This is a genomic window from Cupriavidus sp. YR651, assembly GCF_900101625.1.
In the GTDB taxonomy this organism is placed as follows: domain Bacteria; phylum Pseudomonadota; class Gammaproteobacteria; order Burkholderiales; family Burkholderiaceae; genus Cupriavidus.
Map to the genome: position 1 here is coordinate 640,406 of NZ_FMYZ01000001.1, position 16,108 is coordinate 656,513.

Annotated in this window: 17 protein-coding genes; 9 read left to right on the forward strand and 8 right to left on the reverse strand. The window is 66.2% G+C overall.

Going from position 1 to position 16,108, the window contains the following annotated elements; translation table 11 throughout:
• Nucleotides 1-78: 78 nt before the first annotated feature.
• Nucleotides 79-528: a YXWGXW repeat-containing protein gene (locus BLR29_RS02810; protein ID WP_092134446.1), complete on the reverse strand. Its 450-nt coding sequence runs from the start codon at nucleotides 526-528 to the stop codon at nucleotides 79-81.
• Between the two features lie 124 nt (nucleotides 529-652).
• Nucleotides 653-856, reverse strand: a complete 204-nt coding sequence (locus BLR29_RS02815; protein ID WP_092134448.1) for a hypothetical protein — start codon at nucleotides 854-856, stop codon at nucleotides 653-655.
• Between the two features lie 196 nt (nucleotides 857-1,052).
• Here BLR29_RS02815 and BLR29_RS02820 point away from each other — a divergent pair, with 196 nt between their 5' ends.
• The 4 genes from BLR29_RS02820 (at nucleotide 1,053) to BLR29_RS02835 (ending at nucleotide 6,392) form a co-directional block, all read left to right on the forward strand.
• Nucleotides 1,053-1,709, forward strand: coding sequence for a regulatory sequestration protein YfiR (locus BLR29_RS02820; protein ID WP_255371068.1), 657 nt, complete (start codon nucleotides 1,053-1,055; stop codon nucleotides 1,707-1,709).
• Nucleotides 1,706-3,010, forward strand: coding sequence for a diguanylate cyclase DgcN/YfiN (locus BLR29_RS02825; protein WP_092134449.1), 1,305 nt, complete (start codon nucleotides 1,706-1,708; stop codon nucleotides 3,008-3,010). The genes BLR29_RS02820 and BLR29_RS02825 overlap by 4 nt, the downstream gene beginning before the upstream one ends.
• An 84-nt stretch (nucleotides 3,011-3,094) precedes the next feature.
• Complete coding sequence (locus BLR29_RS02830; protein ID WP_255371106.1) at nucleotides 3,095-3,571, forward strand: outer membrane lipoprotein YfiB; 477 nt, start codon at nucleotides 3,095-3,097, stop codon at nucleotides 3,569-3,571.
• Nucleotides 3,572-3,815: 244 nt separating this feature from the next.
• The gene (locus BLR29_RS02835; protein ID WP_092134452.1) at nucleotides 3,816-6,392 is read left to right on the forward strand and encodes an EAL domain-containing protein; all 2,577 of its coding nucleotides are present in this window, start codon (nucleotides 3,816-3,818) and stop codon (nucleotides 6,390-6,392) included.
• Nucleotides 6,393-6,427: 35 nt separating this feature from the next.
• Here BLR29_RS02835 and BLR29_RS02840 read toward each other — a convergent pair whose 3' ends face one another.
• Nucleotides 6,428-6,703 carry a hypothetical protein gene (locus BLR29_RS02840; RefSeq protein ID WP_092134454.1) on the reverse strand — a complete coding sequence of 92 codons (276 nt, stop codon included), beginning with the start codon at nucleotides 6,701-6,703 and terminating at the stop codon, nucleotides 6,428-6,430.
• 70 nt (nucleotides 6,704-6,773) lie between these two features.
• Nucleotides 6,774-7,622: a D-amino acid aminotransferase gene (locus tag BLR29_RS02845; protein WP_092134455.1), complete on the reverse strand. Its 849-nt coding sequence runs from the start codon at nucleotides 7,620-7,622 to the stop codon at nucleotides 6,774-6,776.
• A gap of 281 nt (nucleotides 7,623-7,903) precedes the next feature.
• Here BLR29_RS02845 and BLR29_RS02850 point away from each other — a divergent pair, with 281 nt between their 5' ends.
• The 4 genes from BLR29_RS02850 to BLR29_RS02865 are packed head-to-tail and all read left to right on the forward strand — an operon-like array spanning nucleotide 7,904 to nucleotide 10,977.
• Entirely contained in the window at nucleotides 7,904-9,175 is a 1,272-nt protein-coding gene (locus BLR29_RS02850; protein ID WP_092134457.1) for a SpoIIE family protein phosphatase, read from the forward strand.
• 48 nt (nucleotides 9,176-9,223) lie between these two features.
• Entirely contained in the window at nucleotides 9,224-9,796 is a 573-nt protein-coding gene (locus tag BLR29_RS02855; protein WP_092135399.1) for a SiaB family protein kinase, read from the forward strand.
• 21 nt (nucleotides 9,797-9,817) lie between these two features.
• Nucleotides 9,818-10,207 carry a DUF1987 domain-containing protein gene (locus BLR29_RS02860; protein WP_092134459.1) on the forward strand — a complete coding sequence of 130 codons (390 nt, stop codon included), beginning with the start codon at nucleotides 9,818-9,820 and terminating at the stop codon, nucleotides 10,205-10,207.
• A gap of 56 nt (nucleotides 10,208-10,263) precedes the next feature.
• Nucleotides 10,264-10,977, forward strand: coding sequence for a GGDEF domain-containing protein (locus tag BLR29_RS02865; RefSeq protein ID WP_092135401.1), 714 nt, complete (start codon nucleotides 10,264-10,266; stop codon nucleotides 10,975-10,977).
• 124 nt (nucleotides 10,978-11,101) lie between these two features.
• On the opposite strand, the gene BLR29_RS02870 is transcribed toward BLR29_RS02865, so the two are convergent.
• The 4 genes from BLR29_RS02870 to BLR29_RS02885 form a co-directional block, all read right to left on the reverse strand.
• Nucleotides 11,102-11,560: a cupin domain-containing protein gene (locus BLR29_RS02870; protein ID WP_255371069.1), complete on the reverse strand. Its 459-nt coding sequence runs from the start codon at nucleotides 11,558-11,560 to the stop codon at nucleotides 11,102-11,104.
• Entirely contained in the window at nucleotides 11,544-12,914 is a 1,371-nt protein-coding gene (locus BLR29_RS02875; protein ID WP_092134462.1) for an NAD-dependent succinate-semialdehyde dehydrogenase, read from the reverse strand. The genes BLR29_RS02870 and BLR29_RS02875 overlap by 17 nt, the downstream gene beginning before the upstream one ends.
• Before the next feature lie 63 nt (nucleotides 12,915-12,977).
• The gene (locus BLR29_RS02880; protein ID WP_092134464.1) at nucleotides 12,978-13,955 is read right to left on the reverse strand and encodes a Bug family tripartite tricarboxylate transporter substrate binding protein; all 978 of its coding nucleotides are present in this window, start codon (nucleotides 13,953-13,955) and stop codon (nucleotides 12,978-12,980) included.
• 79 nt (nucleotides 13,956-14,034) lie between these two features.
• Complete coding sequence (locus BLR29_RS02885) at nucleotides 14,035-14,829, reverse strand: SDR family NAD(P)-dependent oxidoreductase (protein WP_092134465.1); 795 nt, start codon at nucleotides 14,827-14,829, stop codon at nucleotides 14,035-14,037.
• A gap of 195 nt (nucleotides 14,830-15,024) precedes the next feature.
• On the opposite strand from BLR29_RS02885, the gene BLR29_RS02890 reads away from it, so the two are divergent.
• Complete coding sequence (locus tag BLR29_RS02890; protein WP_092134467.1) at nucleotides 15,025-15,963, forward strand: LysR family transcriptional regulator; 939 nt, start codon at nucleotides 15,025-15,027, stop codon at nucleotides 15,961-15,963.
• The last annotated feature ends 145 nt before the right edge of the window (nucleotides 15,964-16,108 follow it).

Here is a 16,108-nt window from a genome sequence, read left to right on the forward strand (position 1 = left end):
ATGAGAGGTCGCTTCATTTTGAAGCAACCTCCAGGTCGCGGGTCCGGAGATCCTAGCATGGCGCTCCGTGCTCCCTTCTCAGCATTCGCCCTTCTTGGCGTGGCCGGGCGGGCAGTGGTAGCCGCCCTTGCCGCGATGGCCATGGTCGTGATCATGATCGTAGTCATGGTCATGATCGTGGCCGCGACGGTCCCAGTCCGGCCCCTGATTCCAGCGACCCGGCTGCATCACCCAGCCATTGCTGGCCTGCACCCAGCGCGGCGACTCGTAGACGTAGCCCGGGCGCGCCTTGGCCCACTTGCCCTTCTTCCAGTTGTGCTTGTGGTAGTGGTCGTCCCAGTCCCAGTAGCCAGGTTGCCAGATGTAGCCGGGGCGTGGCCCAGGTACGACTTCGTAGACCGGGGCTGGCGGCGCGACACCAATGCCGATGTTGATATTGACCTGTGCCATGGCGCTGGGCGCGAAGGCGATTGCCGACCAGAGCAAGGCGGCGGCCGTTACGGCGCGCACGACGGTGCGGTGTGTCATGGGGGACCCTTTTCCATATTGTGATGACTACGGCAGCAGTCTAGCCGACCCCGCGCAGGGGCCGGTGTAAGAAAGGGTATCGGGAAGTTACGCGGCGCCGACCGGGCCACCGCGCCGGTGGCCGTCAGTGATCGGCGGCCATCGCTTTCAGTTCGGCGTCGCCCGCCACACGCGCGGCATCTGACGTCGTGAAGGTGTCGTCGGACACCATGGTGCGCCGGATCTGCTGCGCACTGAAGTCCACCAGGGAAATGACCCACACATAGCGCCCTGCCTGGGGCGCGGTCTGCACGAAAGCCTTCAGCTGCGGTCTGGATTCGGTCGCCATGGTGCTCCTCCGTAGACAAACGCGTCCAGAAACTCTAGCACATCCAATCCAGACGACCGGCACCCACCTACAGCGTTTGACCCAGTGCCACCGCGTGCATTTCAGGCTACAGTTTTTTTGACAAGTGCCGACACCCATTGGAGTACCAACCGCCACCAAATTGCCGCGCATCGCCATCCACCCTCCCCAGCACCCCATGGCTGAACCAGGTTGTCCGCTCCCTGATCGGCCACGGCTCAGCATCGCCCGCGCCCGCCGCCATGGACTGGCCGCGTTGCTGGCATGGCTGGCTGGCGCGATGCCCCTCGTACTGACGCCTGCCGTGGCCGCACAGACGCCACAGGCAACACAATCTCCGGCCTCGGCCGCCGCACCAGCCTCCGCACCCGCCGCCGCGCCGGTGCCGCGCCCGGAGGCGGTCGCGCGTGTCGTCATGAGCCTGCTCAGCTACGCCCGCTGGCCCGCCGAACGCGAGACGCTGCGCCTGTGCGTTGACAACGGCACCCGCTACGCCGGCAAGCTGATGGAAGGCGGCACGCTGTCCACCGGACGCCTGGTCGAGGTGCGGCGCGTGGACGTGATGAGCGATGCCCTGACGCCGGACTGCGATGCGCTGTACCTCGGCACCATGACCGATACGCGTCGCAAGAAGCTGGCTGGCGACCTGACGGGGCGCCCGGTGCTGGTCATCGCCGAAGAAGACTTCGAATGTGAGGTTGGCAGCATGTTCTGCCTGAACATTCGCGAGAACCAGGTCTCGTTCCGTGTGAACCTCGATTCCATCGCCCGCAGCGGCATTCATGTCCATCCGGGTGTGCTGCAACTGGGACGTCGCAAGACGCCGGCATCATGATCACGCCCGGCCCGCGCCCTACCCCGCCTACTCCGCCCGCCCCACCCGCGCCGCCTGCCACTCATGCGCGGCCCACGCTCTACAGCACGCTTCGGCGTATCCACCTCAGCGTCGCGCTGATCGCCGTCTGCACGGCCGGGCTTTCGCTGACGGCGCTCGGCCTGACCGCGCTACGCGTCTATGCCGACCACAACCTGCGGCTGGTGGCGCGCTCCATTGCCTATACGCTGGAAGCGCCAGTCGTGTTCCGCGACGAAGCCGCCGCGGCCGAGACCCTTTCCGTCATCGCCGCCGGCGAGGACGTCACCACCGTCGCGGTGTTCGACCGAGACCACCAGCCGCTGGTCACATGGCAGCGCCCCGGCCAGGACCGCTTTCCGCAATTGCGCAGGCTGGCTGGCGACCTGCTGACGTCCGGCCCGGTGGAACAGCCGATCTATCACGAATCCCTGCAGGTGGGCAGCGTGCGCGTGGCGGGCGACCCCATCGCGCTGCTGCATTTCCTGCTGCAAGGCACGCTGGGCCTGCTGGCGTGCCTGCTGCTGACGGCCGTGGGCGCGCACTACATGTCGAGCCGCATGATCGTCCACATCATCGACCCGGTGCGTAACCTCATGCGCGTGGCCCATGCGGTGCGGTCCGAACGCGCGTTCGACCAGCGCCTGCCGCCAGCGCGGATCGCGGAACTCAACGCGCTTTCGGAAGACTTCAACGTGCTGCTGGACGAGCTGGAGGCGTGGCAGAACCAGCTACAGCATGAGAACCGTTCGCTGGCGCACCGCGCCACCCACGACAGCCTGACAGGATTGCTCAACCGCGCCGCCTTTACCGAAGCGCTCGAGCATGCCGTGCACACCGCGGCGGCGTGCAACCAAAACGCCGCCTTGCTTTACCTGGACAGTGACGACTTCAAGGGCATCAACGACCGCTATGGCCATGCCGCCGGCGACGCCGTGCTCGTCGGCATCGCCCAGCGCATTCGTACCTGCGTGCGCGAGAGCGACCTGGTCGCACGCCTGGGCGGCGACGAATTCGCCGTGCTGGTGGGCCCGCTGCGGCAGCCGGAAGACGCCGTGCTGGTGGCCGAGCACATCCTTGCCGTCATGGCGGACCCGATCGCGCTGCCGGACGGCACGCACATCGTCGCGCCGCTCAGCATCGGCCTGGCCGTCTATCCGTTCCACGCCCGTGCCGGCTCCGCGCTGCTGCACGCGGCCGATGCCGCAATGTACGGCGCCAAGCGCCAGTCAGGCGCAACCTGGCGCAGCGCCGAGACCGTCCCGCCAGACGCGCACGTGTAGGAGGTCGCGATGACGCTCCGCCCGACCGCCCGCCCGACCGCCCGCCAGTCCGGCCGCCAACCGGGCCACCGGTGGCTCGGTGCGATGGGCATCGCCGTGGCACTGGCGTTGGCGCTGGGCGGTTGCCAGAGCGCGCCGCCGCCGCCGCCCGGCAAGCTCACGCCGGCCCAGATTGCGGTGCTGAAGGATGAAGGCTTTGCGCTGACCGATAACGGCTGGGAACTGGGTCTCTCGCACAAGGTGCTGTTCGGCTTCGATGAAGACTTGATTACCCCGGAGCGCCGCGGCGCCGTCATGCGCGTGGGCCTGGCGCTCAATGCCGCCGGCATCGAGCGGCTGCGCGTGGACGGCCATACGGACGCCGCCGGCACCGTTGCCTACAACCAGCAGCTCTCCGTCCGGCGCGCCGAGGCCGTGGCCCGCTTGCTGTCCGCATGCGGCTTTCCCCGCGAGCACATCGAGGTGCGTGGCCTGGGAAAATCCCGCCCGGTGTCCGACAACCGCACCGCCGCGGGGCGGGCCGAGAACCGCCGCGTAGCGATCATCGTCACGGTCGACTAGAAACCGAAGAAACACTCTAATTCGCCAGGTAATGCGGTCAGATCCGCCCCGGCACTGACGCCCCCGGCCACGGTGACCCCGAAGAAGGGTTGACGCCGTGTCCCGCCATGCGAAATGCCGGGCAAACCCTGCCCGCCAACCGTCACGAACGGTCGTACACTCGCGCCTGTGCCGTCTGGCCGAGACGCGGGGTTTCCCGCGCGGGCGCGCATCACCGAATTCCAATAAAAGAAAGCAAGAAAGCATGCGTACCCAGGCGCTGGAGCAGGCAATAGACGCCGTGGTCGTGGTCAACGCGCGCAATCAGGTCACCCTGTTCAACGCCGCTGCCGAGGCCTTGTGGGGATTGCAGCGTTCAGCCGTGCTAGGGCGATGCGCGAGCCGGCTCGCGCTGGACGACCTTGGCGGCCATCATGCGCGACAGGCCGGCCAGCCCGACGCCGACATCGCGTTCGACCTCACCATCACGCGTCCCGACGGGACGACGCGCCATGCACAGTTGCGCACGGCCGCCTTTGCTCCCCTCGATCCCGACACCCTCGCATCCGCAGCCGCGAATGACGCCGACCTGCAGTACGCCGCATTCCTGCGCGAAGACAGTGGCGATGGGCTAAGCCCCGCCGGGCTGCGCATGGTTTCGCTGTGTCTGGACCATGCCGAGAATCCGGTCATGATCACCGACGGCCGCGGCATCGTCTGCCACATCAACGGCGGCTTCACGCGTCTGCTGGGCTATGGCCGCCATCAGGCCGTGGGCCGCCTCTGGCACGACCTGCTCAAACCGATCAACGCCCGCCCGGAGATGATTCCGCCGCTGCTGGCGCCGCTGACCGAAGGCCGGCCGCTCCAGCGCGAAGCACTGGTGGCCGACAAGAGCGGCCAGCCGCGCTGGCTGTCCGTGGCCGTCAGCCCGGTCATGGCCCGGCCGGGCAGCCGGCCCGCGCCGCAGCCCCAGGAGCAAGGCGGGCTGGTCAATGCGGTCTGCGTGCTGACCGACATCACGGCCACCAAGCTGCGCGAATCGATCCAGCACCGGACGCTGGAAGCGCTGGCGCAGGATCTGCCGACCGCGGACATCATGGCCGACCTCTGCCGGCAAGTGGAGCGGATGGCGCCGGGCGCCGTGGCCTCCGTGATGCGCGTGGCCGATGGTCGCCTGCGCATGGTGGCGATGCCCTCGGCACAGCCGGCGTCCCTCGATCACTTCGACAACCTGCCGATCGGCCTCCAGTCGGGGTCCTGCGGCGCTGCCGCCTTCCTCGGCCGGCCCGTGGCGGTCAGCGACATCGCGCAGGACCCGCGCTGGGAACTGCTGCGCGAACACGCCCTCGCGGCCGGCTGGGCCGCCAGCTGGTCCACACCGGTGCGCGCCGCCGATGGCCGCGTGCTGGGCACCTTTGCCCTGAGCTTCGCCCAGCCGCGCCTGCCGGACACCTTCCACGAAAACCTGGTGGCCGTTGCCGCGCACCTTTGCGCGCTGGCGCTGACGCGCGACCAGGCGCAGGAACGCATCCACCGGCTGGCCTATTACGACGCGCTGACCGGCCTGCCGAACCGCCAGTTGCTCCTCGCCCGTGCCGACGAAGCCGTGACGCAAGCCAATGCCGAGGGCACGCCGCTGGCATTGCTGTTCATCGACCTGGACGACTTCAAGCGCGTCAATGACGTGCAAGGGCACGTGGCCGGCGACCGCTTCCTGAGCGAAGTGGCCGCGCGCCTGCTGCATGAGGCCGGCGAGCACGATACCGTGGGCCGGCTGTCCGGCGACGAATTCGCAATGCTGCTGCCGCATTGCACGCGCGATGACGCCGTGGCCACGGCGCAGCACCTTCTGCGTGCATTGGCGGCACCGATCCACATCTCGCGCGGGCTGAGCCTGTCGCCGTCGGCGAGCATTGGTATCAGCCTGCTGACGGAAAACGCGCGCGACCGCGAGACGCTGCTGCACCATGCCGACCTCGCCGTGTACCAGGCCAAGCGGCGGGGCAGCCACGTGTGCGTGTATGACAGCGCCCTCGCCCGCCGCCTCGGCGACCGCCGCACGCTGGAGCAGGAACTGCGCGAGGCCATCGCGGAGGGCCAGTTGCGCATGCATTACCAGCCGCAGATCCATTTGCCGACCGGTAGCCTGTGGGCCGTGGAAGCGCTGGCGCGCTGGGCCCATCCGCGGCGCGGCGATATCGCGCCGTCCATCTTCGTGCCGCTGGCCGAGGAAACGGGGCTGATCGTGGCGCTGGGCTACTGGGCCGTGCGCGAGGCCTGCGTCCAGCAGGCCCGCTGGCGTGCGCGCGGCGCGGCGGTGCCGGCGATCTCGGTCAACCTGTCGCCGCTGTGCATCCGCGATCCGGGCCTGCCGGAGATGGTCGCGCAGGCGCTGGCCGCGAGCGGCCTGCCAGCCGGCGACCTGACTATCGAACTGACGGAGAGCGTTTTCCTCGATCTCACGCCGGCTGCGGAAGCCACCATTGCCGCGCTGCGCCAGCTGGGCGTGCGGCTGTCGATCGACGATTTCGGGACGGGATTTTCGAGCCTGAGCCGACTGACGCGGCTGCCCGTGGAAGAGATCAAACTGGATCGCAGTTTCCTGGTGGACCTGGAAACCAGCGAGCCCACGCGCACGCTAGTGGAAGCCGTGATCCGTATCGGCCGGGCGCGGAACCTGACGGTGGTGGCCGAGGGCGTCACGACCGCTTTCCAGCGCCAGTTCCTGCTCGACCAGGGCTGCCACGTGGGCCAGGGCTTCCTGTTCTCGCAGCCGCTGCCGGCACGGGCCATCGAGGGCTGGCAGCCGCAGGCTAGTTCCCCCGGCCTGCCACACTAGGAATACGAAGGGACCCGTTGGCGCCGCGTCGGCGACTAATCGCCGAACGGGTTCGGCACGCTGCCTGGCGGATCGTCGCCGAGGTCGAACTCTTCACGCACCTCGTCCACCACGGCGCGGATCGCGGCCTCGAAGCCGCGCGCGTTGCCAAAGCGGCCCATATCCCAGTTGCGGCCGCGGGCATCCCGCTCGTGCGGCTGGGGGTCCGGCACCCGGATCAGCGTCCCATCGTCGGCGATCTCGTCGATCTGCTGGATGCGCCGGCTGACCTCTTCCTTCAGGACACGCCGGCTGCGCTCGCGCTTGGCCATGACTGGCCTCCTTTCGGTGGTTCGTCCGCGGGCATCCTAGCACGCGGCCACCGGGCGGTCACAGCACCGCTTACAGGGCCGATTTCGCCGCCTGGTAGCCCGCGTAGAGCCGCTGGAACACCGGGCCCGGCTTGCCGGTGCCGATGGTTCGGCCATCGATCGTGACGACCGCCAGCAGTTCCTTGCTGGCCGAGGAAATCATGACCTCGTCGGCGACAAATACCTCGTCGCGTGTGATGCGGCGGGCTTCCAGCGAAATATCCAGCGCCGCGCACAGTTCTTCCATCAGGCCGTAGCGGATGCCTTCCAGGATCAGGTTGTCCTTGGGCGGCGCCTCCAGGCGACCCTTCCTGACGATCCACACGTTCGACGACGACGCTTCCGTCAGGAAGCCGTCGCGGAACTGGATGGCTTCCGTCACGCCATGCTCGGCGGCGACCTGCGCGGCCAGCACGTTGCCCAGCAGCGAGGTCGACTTGATCTGGCAGTTCAGCCAGCGACGGTCTTCCATCGTCACGCAGGCGACACCGGCTTCGACGGCCGCCGCCGGCGGCAGCGCCATCGGGTTGGTCATGATCAGCACGGTGGGGGTGACGTCCTTGGGGAATGCATGCGCGCGCTTTGCCACGCCGCGCGTGACCTGCATGTAGACCATCTGGTCAGACAGGCCGTTGGCTTGCACCACGCGATCGATCAGCGCAAGCCATTCGGCCTCGCTGTACGGATCGGGAATGCCGATCGCGGCCAGGCTGCGCTTCAGGCGCGCCAGGTGCTGCTGGCCGCGGAACGGCTTGCCGTTGTAGAGCGGGATGACTTCATAGATGCCGTCGCCAAAGATGAAGCCGCGATCCAGTACGGGGATGCGGGCTTCGGACAGGGGGAGGATCTCCCCATTCAGGTAGACGACGGCTTCGGACATGGCGGACACGCTAAAGGGATCAAGAAACGGGATCGGAAAACAAGACATTCTTCCACATGGCTTGCCCTGCCTTCATGCAAATTCGGCATCGTGGCCACGAAGACCTGCCGCCCCACGCCGGCAAGACCGGGAGCCCGCTGCGTGGGCCAGGCGGAAGCGCTGCTGCCGCCACCCCACTCCAGAGGGGCTTTAACCTTTGATTCGCAAGGAAAAACGTCACGGAGACGACACGCACGCCGCCTAAACTCGGGGCCACTTTTCCATCACTGGCTCCTCCCGTCATGTCCGGCGTCCTGGTTGATCCTTTCGCTGCCCGTCCGCGCTTCCGGCAGCCGTGCGCGGAGGATCTGGCCGTTGCGACGCCGTCTGTCACCACCGACCAGACCAACCAGGACGTGCTCGAGGTCTTTGCCGTGCATCGCGACCTGGCCTGCCTGCCGGTGACCGAGGCCGACCGGCCGATCGGCCTGATCAACCGGTCGATCTTCCTGTCGCAGATGAGCAAGCCGTATCACCGCGAGCTCTACAACCGCAAGAGCTGCATCGCGTTCATGGACAAGGAGCCGCTCGTGGTGGATGCGGCCATGAGCATCGACGCCCTGACCTTTCGCGCCGTGGAGTATGGCGAGAAAGCACTCGCGGACGGCTTCATCATCGCGCGTGACGGCAAGTTCATCGGCCTGGGCCAGGGCCTGCAGCTGATGCGCGTGGTGGCCGACATGCAGGCCGAGCGCAATCGCCAGATCATGCACAGCATCGACTACGCCAGCACGATCCAGCGGGCGATGTTGCGCACGTCGCGCGAAACGCTGGCGGCCACGCTGCCCGACGCCGCACTGGTGTGGGAGCCGCGCGACGTGGTCGGCGGCGACTTCTATCACTTTGCCGCGTTCGAGGACGGCTGGTTCGCCGCGCTGGCCGACTGCACCGGACATGGCGTGCCCGGCGCGTTCATGACACTGATCGCCTCGTCGCTGCTGACGCAGGCCATCGAACAGCAAGGCCCGCGCGATCCCGGTGCGCTGCTGATGGCCGTCAACCGCGGCATCAAGCAGATGCTGGGCCAGATGCCCGGCCAGATGGGTAGCCAGCCGGATGGCCAGCTGGAAGGCCACGGCGGCGCATCGGCGTCCGACGACGGCATGGATGCCGCCTTCTTCTGGTTCGACAACGCCACGCGGCAGCTTACCTTCGCCGGCGCCAAGTCCGCGCTGTTCGTGCTGCAACCCGGCGACGCGGAAGGCGAAATGCTCAATGGCGCCCGGATGGGCGTGGGCTACGTCGATACCGACATGGACTTCGCGTGGCAAAACAGCACGGTGCCGACGCGCACCGGCACGCTCGTGTTTGTCACCACCGACGGGCTGATCGACCAGATCGGCGGCCCGAAGGAGATCGCCTTCGGCAAGCGCCGGATGCGCGAAGCGATCCGCGCCAGCCGCGACGCCCCGGCCGTGCAGATCAGCCAGGCGGTGCTTGAGGTGCATCGCGCCTGGCAGGGCCCGCATCGCCGCCGGGATGACCTGACCTTCTTCTGCTTCCGCGCCCGCTAGCCTCACGGCGCGCCAATTCGCCCCCACATGACCGTCGCACAACCCGCACTGTCCGCCGCACAATCGATTGACCATGAATATGAGCCCTTCTTCGCGATGGCTCGGGAACGTAAAGTGATCTTCTACTACGTCGGGTACTTCTCGCAGAACATCATCGCCGCCATGTCCGACGCGGTACGCCTGCAACTCGCCGTGAGCGGCGTGGATGGCACCACGCGCCGCAAGCTGTTTTCATCGTTCGTGGAAATGGCGCAGAACATCGTGCACTACTCGTCCGACGCGCTGACGCCGCCCACGCAGGACAACGGGCAGCTGCGTCACGGGTCCGTGTGCATCAGCATGGTGGACGAACACTATCGCCTGATGTGCTCGAACCCCGTGGCCACCGCGCGCGTGCATCAGCTGCGTGCCACGCTGGAGCCGTTGCGCACGATGACGCTCGACGAAATCAAGCAAGCCTACAAGCAGACCCTGCGCGCCGAGGCGCCGCAAGGCAGCAAGGGAGCCGGGCTCGGCTTCCTGACGATGGCGCGCGATGCCAGCGCACCCCTGGAGTACAACTTTCAGCCGATCGATACCGATCCGGTCTCGACGATGTTCCAGCTCGTCGCCACGATCTGACGGTATCGACAAGAGCCTGCCATGGAAAACCTGTTCATCGCCGCCACGCCGACCTCGCCCGAGGTCAGCTTCGACTTCGAGCGGCACGTCCTCTCGCTCAAGGGCGAGTCCTACCCCGAGAACGCCGCGGTGTTCTACGGCGAGGCCATCGTGCGCCTGCGCAAGTACCTGGCCGCGCGCGAAGGCGCCGAAGTCACCGTCAACGTGGCGCTGACCTACTTCAACAGTTCGAGCACCAAGATGCTGTTCAGCATGTTCGACGCACTGAACGAAGCCGCCGAGCGTGGCAACCGCGTCCGGCTGCACTGGTTTCACGACGAGGACGACGACACCATCCTGGAGTTCGGTCAGGAACTGCAAGCCGACTTCCCGGCCATCGCGTTCTTTGACGAAGTGACGACCGGCAGTTGAACCCGCCGCTTGCCGCTGCCGTTCCAGCTGCCACCGCCCCCGTCATTCCCGTCGCCATGTCCGAGCCCGACCTGTTCGAATCGGAGAACAGCGCCCTGGCCCATGCCAGGGCCGTGTTTTGCGATGTCGATGCGGGCGAGGAGGCCTATCGCCATACGCTCGGCCAGCTGATCAGCTACTACGAGCGCCTGATGCGGGAGACGCGCCGGCTGATCCGCCGCAGCGATCGCGAGGAGCTGGAAATGAACCGGCTCAACCATCGGCTGCAGGAACTGGCGCAAGAACTGGAATATCGCGCGACGCACGACACGCTGACCGGCGCACTGAACCGCGGCGCCGTCATCGACCGTGCCACCGCGGCACTGGCGCGCGGCAGCCTGGCGCTGATCGTGCTCGACATCGACCATTTCAAGCGGCTCAACGACACCTTCGGCCATCCGGTCGGCGATGCCGTCATCTGCGGCGTCACGGCCTGCCTGAAGAACGCAGTCGGCACGGAAGGCGCGATTGGCCGCGTGGGCGGCGAGGAATTCGCCGCGCTACTGCCCGGGTTGACGCTGGACGAAGCGACCAGCCTGGCGGAGCGCATGCGCGAGGCCATCGCCGGATACCGCTTCCCCGCGCCGGTCGACCGCGAGGTGACGGCCAGCTTCGGCGTCAGCTGGACCGCCGAGGGGCGCACGTTCGAATACGCCTACGGCCGCGCCGACGAAGCGCTATACCAGGCCAAGCGGGACGGCCGCAATCGCGTGACGCGGGCCGGAGCATGAACGCGCGGGCGTTCGACAGCTCTTCTCAAAGGCAGAACCGTGCCGACGTGATGCGGCGCCAGCTCGGGTTTCCCGGAAGCCAGCCGCACGCAACCGAGCGCGGCTGGGCGGAACCGCTATCGCTTTAGCTGTTGTGCTCGGCGGCAATGGGGCGGGTCTCGCCGGTCTCCACAAGGGTGCGGCTCGCGTCCGTGGAACCATAGATCCACAGGATCTTCATGGGCGCCGTCGCCGACGCATTGCGGAAGCGATGCGGCACGTTCGGGGGAATGAAGGTGGCGTCGCCCTTCTTGACGGGAATCGATTGTCCATCGATATCGAAGATCGCCTCGCCATCGATCAGCACAACACTTTCTTCGGCATTGTGGTGATGGAAAGGAATCTCGGCGCCTCCGCCGAACTCGGTATAGCCCGTGATGAAAGCCGTGGCGCCCGCCCCCTTCCCCACCAGGGGCGTCGTGCGGGCACCGCCGCCGCGCTCATGCGTTTTGATGGTGTCGGGCTTCAGCAGCACGGCATTGGATTCTGTCTTGATCATGGCATTGCCTCGAAGATAAGGAATAGGTTCAGTGGGCAGGGCCAACCCACACTGTCTTGATATTGGTGAACTCGCGGATACCGAACTCGCCAAGTTCGCGGCCGTAGCCGGATTGCTTGACGCCACCGAATGGCAATCGCGGATCGGAGGCAACCAGGCCGTTTACGAACACCGCGCCAGCCTCGATGCGCCGGGCCAGCGAGTGGGCCCGTTCCAGATCGCCGGTCCAGAGTGCCGCGCCCAGGCCAAACTCGGTGGCATTCGCCATCGCGATGGCCTCGTCAGCGCTACCGACCCGAATGACTGCCGCAACAGGCCCGAACGTTTCCTCCACGGCTGCGGCCATGTCTGGTGTGACCCGGTCCAGAATGGTCGGCGCGTAGAAGAAGCCCGGTCCTTCGACCGGATGGCCACCCAGCGCGACCACGGCGCCTGCGCTGACACTGCGCTCCACTTGCGAATGGAGATCGCTGCGCAGATTAGATCTCGCCAGCGGGCCCACGGTTGTGCTGCGATCCGTCGGGTCGCCGACTCGCAACTTGCGTGTGGCGGCGCAGAAGGCGGCGACGAAGCGGTCTGCAACGGCGTCTTCCACGATAAAGCGCTTGGCGGAAATGCAACTCTGGCCCGTGTTCGAGAACCGCGCCTTCACAGCCATGTTTGCGGCAGCCTCCACGTCCGCATCGGCCAGCACGATGAACGGATCAGAACCGCCGAGCTCCAGGACCTGCTTCTTCATCAGGCTACCGGCCTGGGCGGCAACCAGCTTGCCAACGGCCGTCGAGCCGGTGAGCGTCACCGCCGCAACGCGTGCATCGGCCAGAACGCCGGCCACCTCCGATGCATCGATCATCAACGTGGAAACCAGGCCCTCGACCGCGCCCGCTTCCCGGAAGACGTCCGCCAGCGCCAGCGCGCATTGGGGCACGTTGTTGGCATGCTTGAGCAGGGCCGCATTTCCCGCGGCGAGTGCGGGGGCGGCAAATCGAATGAACTGCCAGAACGGGTAGTTCCAGGGCATCACCGCGAGAACCACGCCCAGCGGGTCGAACACCACGCGGCTATCCGCCGCATTGCTCGGAACGCGGACGTCGGCGAGGAAGCCCGGCGCGGCATCGGCATAGAAGTCGCAAGTCCACGCCGATTTCTCGATTTCGGCCTCGGCTTCCGCGAGCGGCTTCCCCATCTCGGCGGTGATCATCGCCGCATATTGCTCGCGGTTACGGCGAAGCACCCTGGCTACTTCCGCCAGAAGCACGCAGCGCTCTTGCACCGACCGCATGCGCCAGGCCTGTTGCGCCTGCGCCGCGCGTTGCAGCTTGCGTTCGACATCTTCCGGGCGATCGAGCGGATAGCGGCCGAGCTCCGCACCCGTGGAGGGATTGAATGAAACGATCATGGGTAGATTGGTAGCAGGTTGTCTGGCGAACGCGGCCATGGCGGGGCCGCATTCACACAAAGGTCAGATGGGTTCGCTGCCCAGTACCTTGCGCCGGATCAGGTCTTCAAGCGTACCGGCATCCTTTGCCAGTCTCGCCTTGAATGCATCAGGCGTGCTGTTCACGATGTCGAATCCGTTCTGGGCGAAGTGCTTCGCGACTTCCGGGTTGCGCATCACTTCCGAGGTGGCCGCCACGATCTTGTTCCGCGTGTCCGCCGGCAGTCCACTCGGCGCGACCAGACCGACCCAGGTGGGATATTCAAGCCCCGGGATGGACTCGCTCATCGTGGGAACACCCGGCAACAGGGCAGACCGCTTCGACGAGCCCACGGCGATTGCCCGGACCTTGCCCGCCTGGATATGGGGGAGCAGCACCGATATGCCGGCGAAGGCGAAGTCGATATGCCCGCCCAGCAGGTCCGTGATCATCGGGGCAGCGCCCTTGTACGGAACGTGAGTGGTCTTGAGCTGACGGGCCAGGGCCATCTGCGCACTGTTGACGTGCCCCGCGGAGGCAAGCCCCGAGGTGCCGTAGGTCGTGCCCGGGTGGGCTTTCAGGTACGCGATCAACTCTTCCAGGTTCTTCACGGGGAGATCGCCCCGGGTCACCAGGATTTGCGGCGTCGTCACCAGCAGGTTCAGGTAGTCGAAGGACTTGAAGGTGTCGTACCGCAAGCCCTTCATGATCTGGTAGTTGGCCGCCTGCGTATCGAGCGCCAGCATCAGCGTATAGCCATCGGGCTTGGCACGGGCGATCTCCGCCGCGCCGATGGATCCGCCTGCGCCCGGCTTGTTCTCGATCACGATGGGTTGCCCGAGCTTCTCGCCGAGGGCCACACTGATGATGCGCGCCGTCTGGTCGACAGCGCCGCCCGGCGCGAACGGTACGATCAGCCGGATCGGCTGGTGCGGGTACGTCTGCCCCGAGGCCAATGCGCTGGCGCCGGCGCATAGGGCGAACACCGCGGCATTGAACAGCCTCCGATAGAAGGATGCCATCTTTGTCTCCTATTTTTTTCTGGTATGGTCTGCCCCGCGTCCGCGAGCACCTGTGCCCGGCTGGACGCCGATGTCGGAATCAGGGCGTGCTTGCGATCAGGCCGCCGTCGATGACGATCTCCGTGCCGGTGACGTACCGGCTCTCGTCGGCTGCCAGGAACAGGGCGGCATGGGCCGTGTCCCAGGCATCGCCCATATGCTTCATCGGAATCTGATTGTTCCGGCGCGCGAGGAAGCCATCCGGATCGCCTTGCGCGTACTTCTGGACCAGGTTGTCGAGCAGAGGCGTTTGCATCAGCCCGGGCACCACGCAGTTCAGGCGGATACCCTCCGCAGCGTGAATGACGGCCGTCGTCTTCGTGAACTGGATCAGCGCAGCCTTGGCCGCGGCGTAGGCGACCTGGGGCTTGCCCACGTAGCGCAGGCCGGCAACCGACGACACATTGATGACCGAACCGGCGCCCTGTTTGCGCATGACGGGCAGTACGTGCTTGCAGGCGAGGAACGCACCCTTCAGGTTCACTTCGATCTGCGCATCCCAGACAGCTTCCGTCATATCCACGGGACCACCAGGCTGCGACAGCCCAACGTTGTTGACCAGGATGTCGATGCGCCCGTGCTGCTCGAGGCAGCCGTTCACCGCGCGCTCCACGTCTTCAGCCTTGGTGGAATCGCACCGCACCACCGTTGCCACGTTGCCTTCTTCCTCGATGCGCTTGCGCGTATCTTCCGCGTTCTCGAGGTGCAGGTCGGTGCCAAAGATCGTGGCGCCCTGGCGGGCCATCAGGACTGCCATGGTCCGGCCGTTACCCCAGCCTTGTGCCACGGAGCCGCACCCCATGATCAGGGCAACCTTGTTGGTCAGTTTGAACATTCGACTTATCTCCTTGTACGGCGCTCCTCGTATGGCGCCTTGGGCGGTCACATCCGCCGACGTGGTGCACATCGTAAGTAGCGGCGATTGATAAGTGAAATTCTTTATATCTATCCAATGATAGGATTAAGGAATTAATCGCCCCCCTTCGCCGTGGCGCGAAGGGTCCAACCCGCACGATCAAAGGAACGCAGCGTGAATGTGATCCCCCGCCAGCTCCGAATCTTCCTGGCGCTTGCCGAGTCGCTCAACTTCAGCCGCACGGCCGAGCAGTTCTTCGTCACGCAACCATCGCTGAGCAAAGCCGTGAAGGACCTGGAGGCGGAACTGGGCGTCACCCTGTTCGAGCGCTCGACGCGCTCGGTGCGCCTGACGCCGGCCGGCGAACGCATGACTTCACTGGCAAGGCGCGTGGTCGGCGAATACGACAGCGGCCTTCAACGCCTGCAGAGCCTGGCCGACCTGGAATCCAACCACGTGGCCATCGCCGCGATCCCATCGCTCGCGAACGCCGTGCTGCCTGGCGTGTGCGCCAAACTGGAGAGCCGCTTCGCCGGGACACGCTTCACCATTCATGACGGCACCAATGCGTCCACGATCCAGCGCCTGATCAACTATCAGGTGGATTTCGCCCTGGCGTCCGCCGCCCCCTCGCACCCCGAACTGGAGTACGAGGAAGTCATGCGCGACCGCTTTGCCCTGCTGGCACCAGCGGCATGGAAAAAACTGGTGCGACCAACCATGCGCATGGAAGAGCTTGTCGACCTTCCACTGATCAGCGGCACCGATGCAAGCACCGCCAAGGAATATGTGAGTGCGGCCTTCCTGCAGCGAGGCGTCGTCTTCCGACCGAAACTTTCATTTGACCAGGTGGCCACCGCGACGGGGTTCGTGCGCCAGGAAGTGGGCATCGCGATTCAACCTTACCTGGGCGTCATGCCGCTTCTGGATTTGCAGGGCATGCGACTTTGCCAGATCGAAGATGGCCCGATCCGATCCGTCGGCATCGTCAGACGCAAGGGCTCATCCTTGTCGCCCATCATCGAGCAAGCGCTGGAGGAAGTGCGCGCGGCGGCCAGGCAGTTGGTGCGGCAGCTTCCGGCGTGGATTCATCCGCCCGTGGCTTCTGCGTGAGGCGGGGGCGATCTGATTGGGTGCGTGGGGGCGTTCCTTCGCACGTGGAATCGAAGACCACGAAGCGGGTCTGTCGACGCAAGGCGGAGCGAACGATACCGCCAATAGCAAAGGGCCGGGTCACGGTAAAGTGACCCAGCCCTTT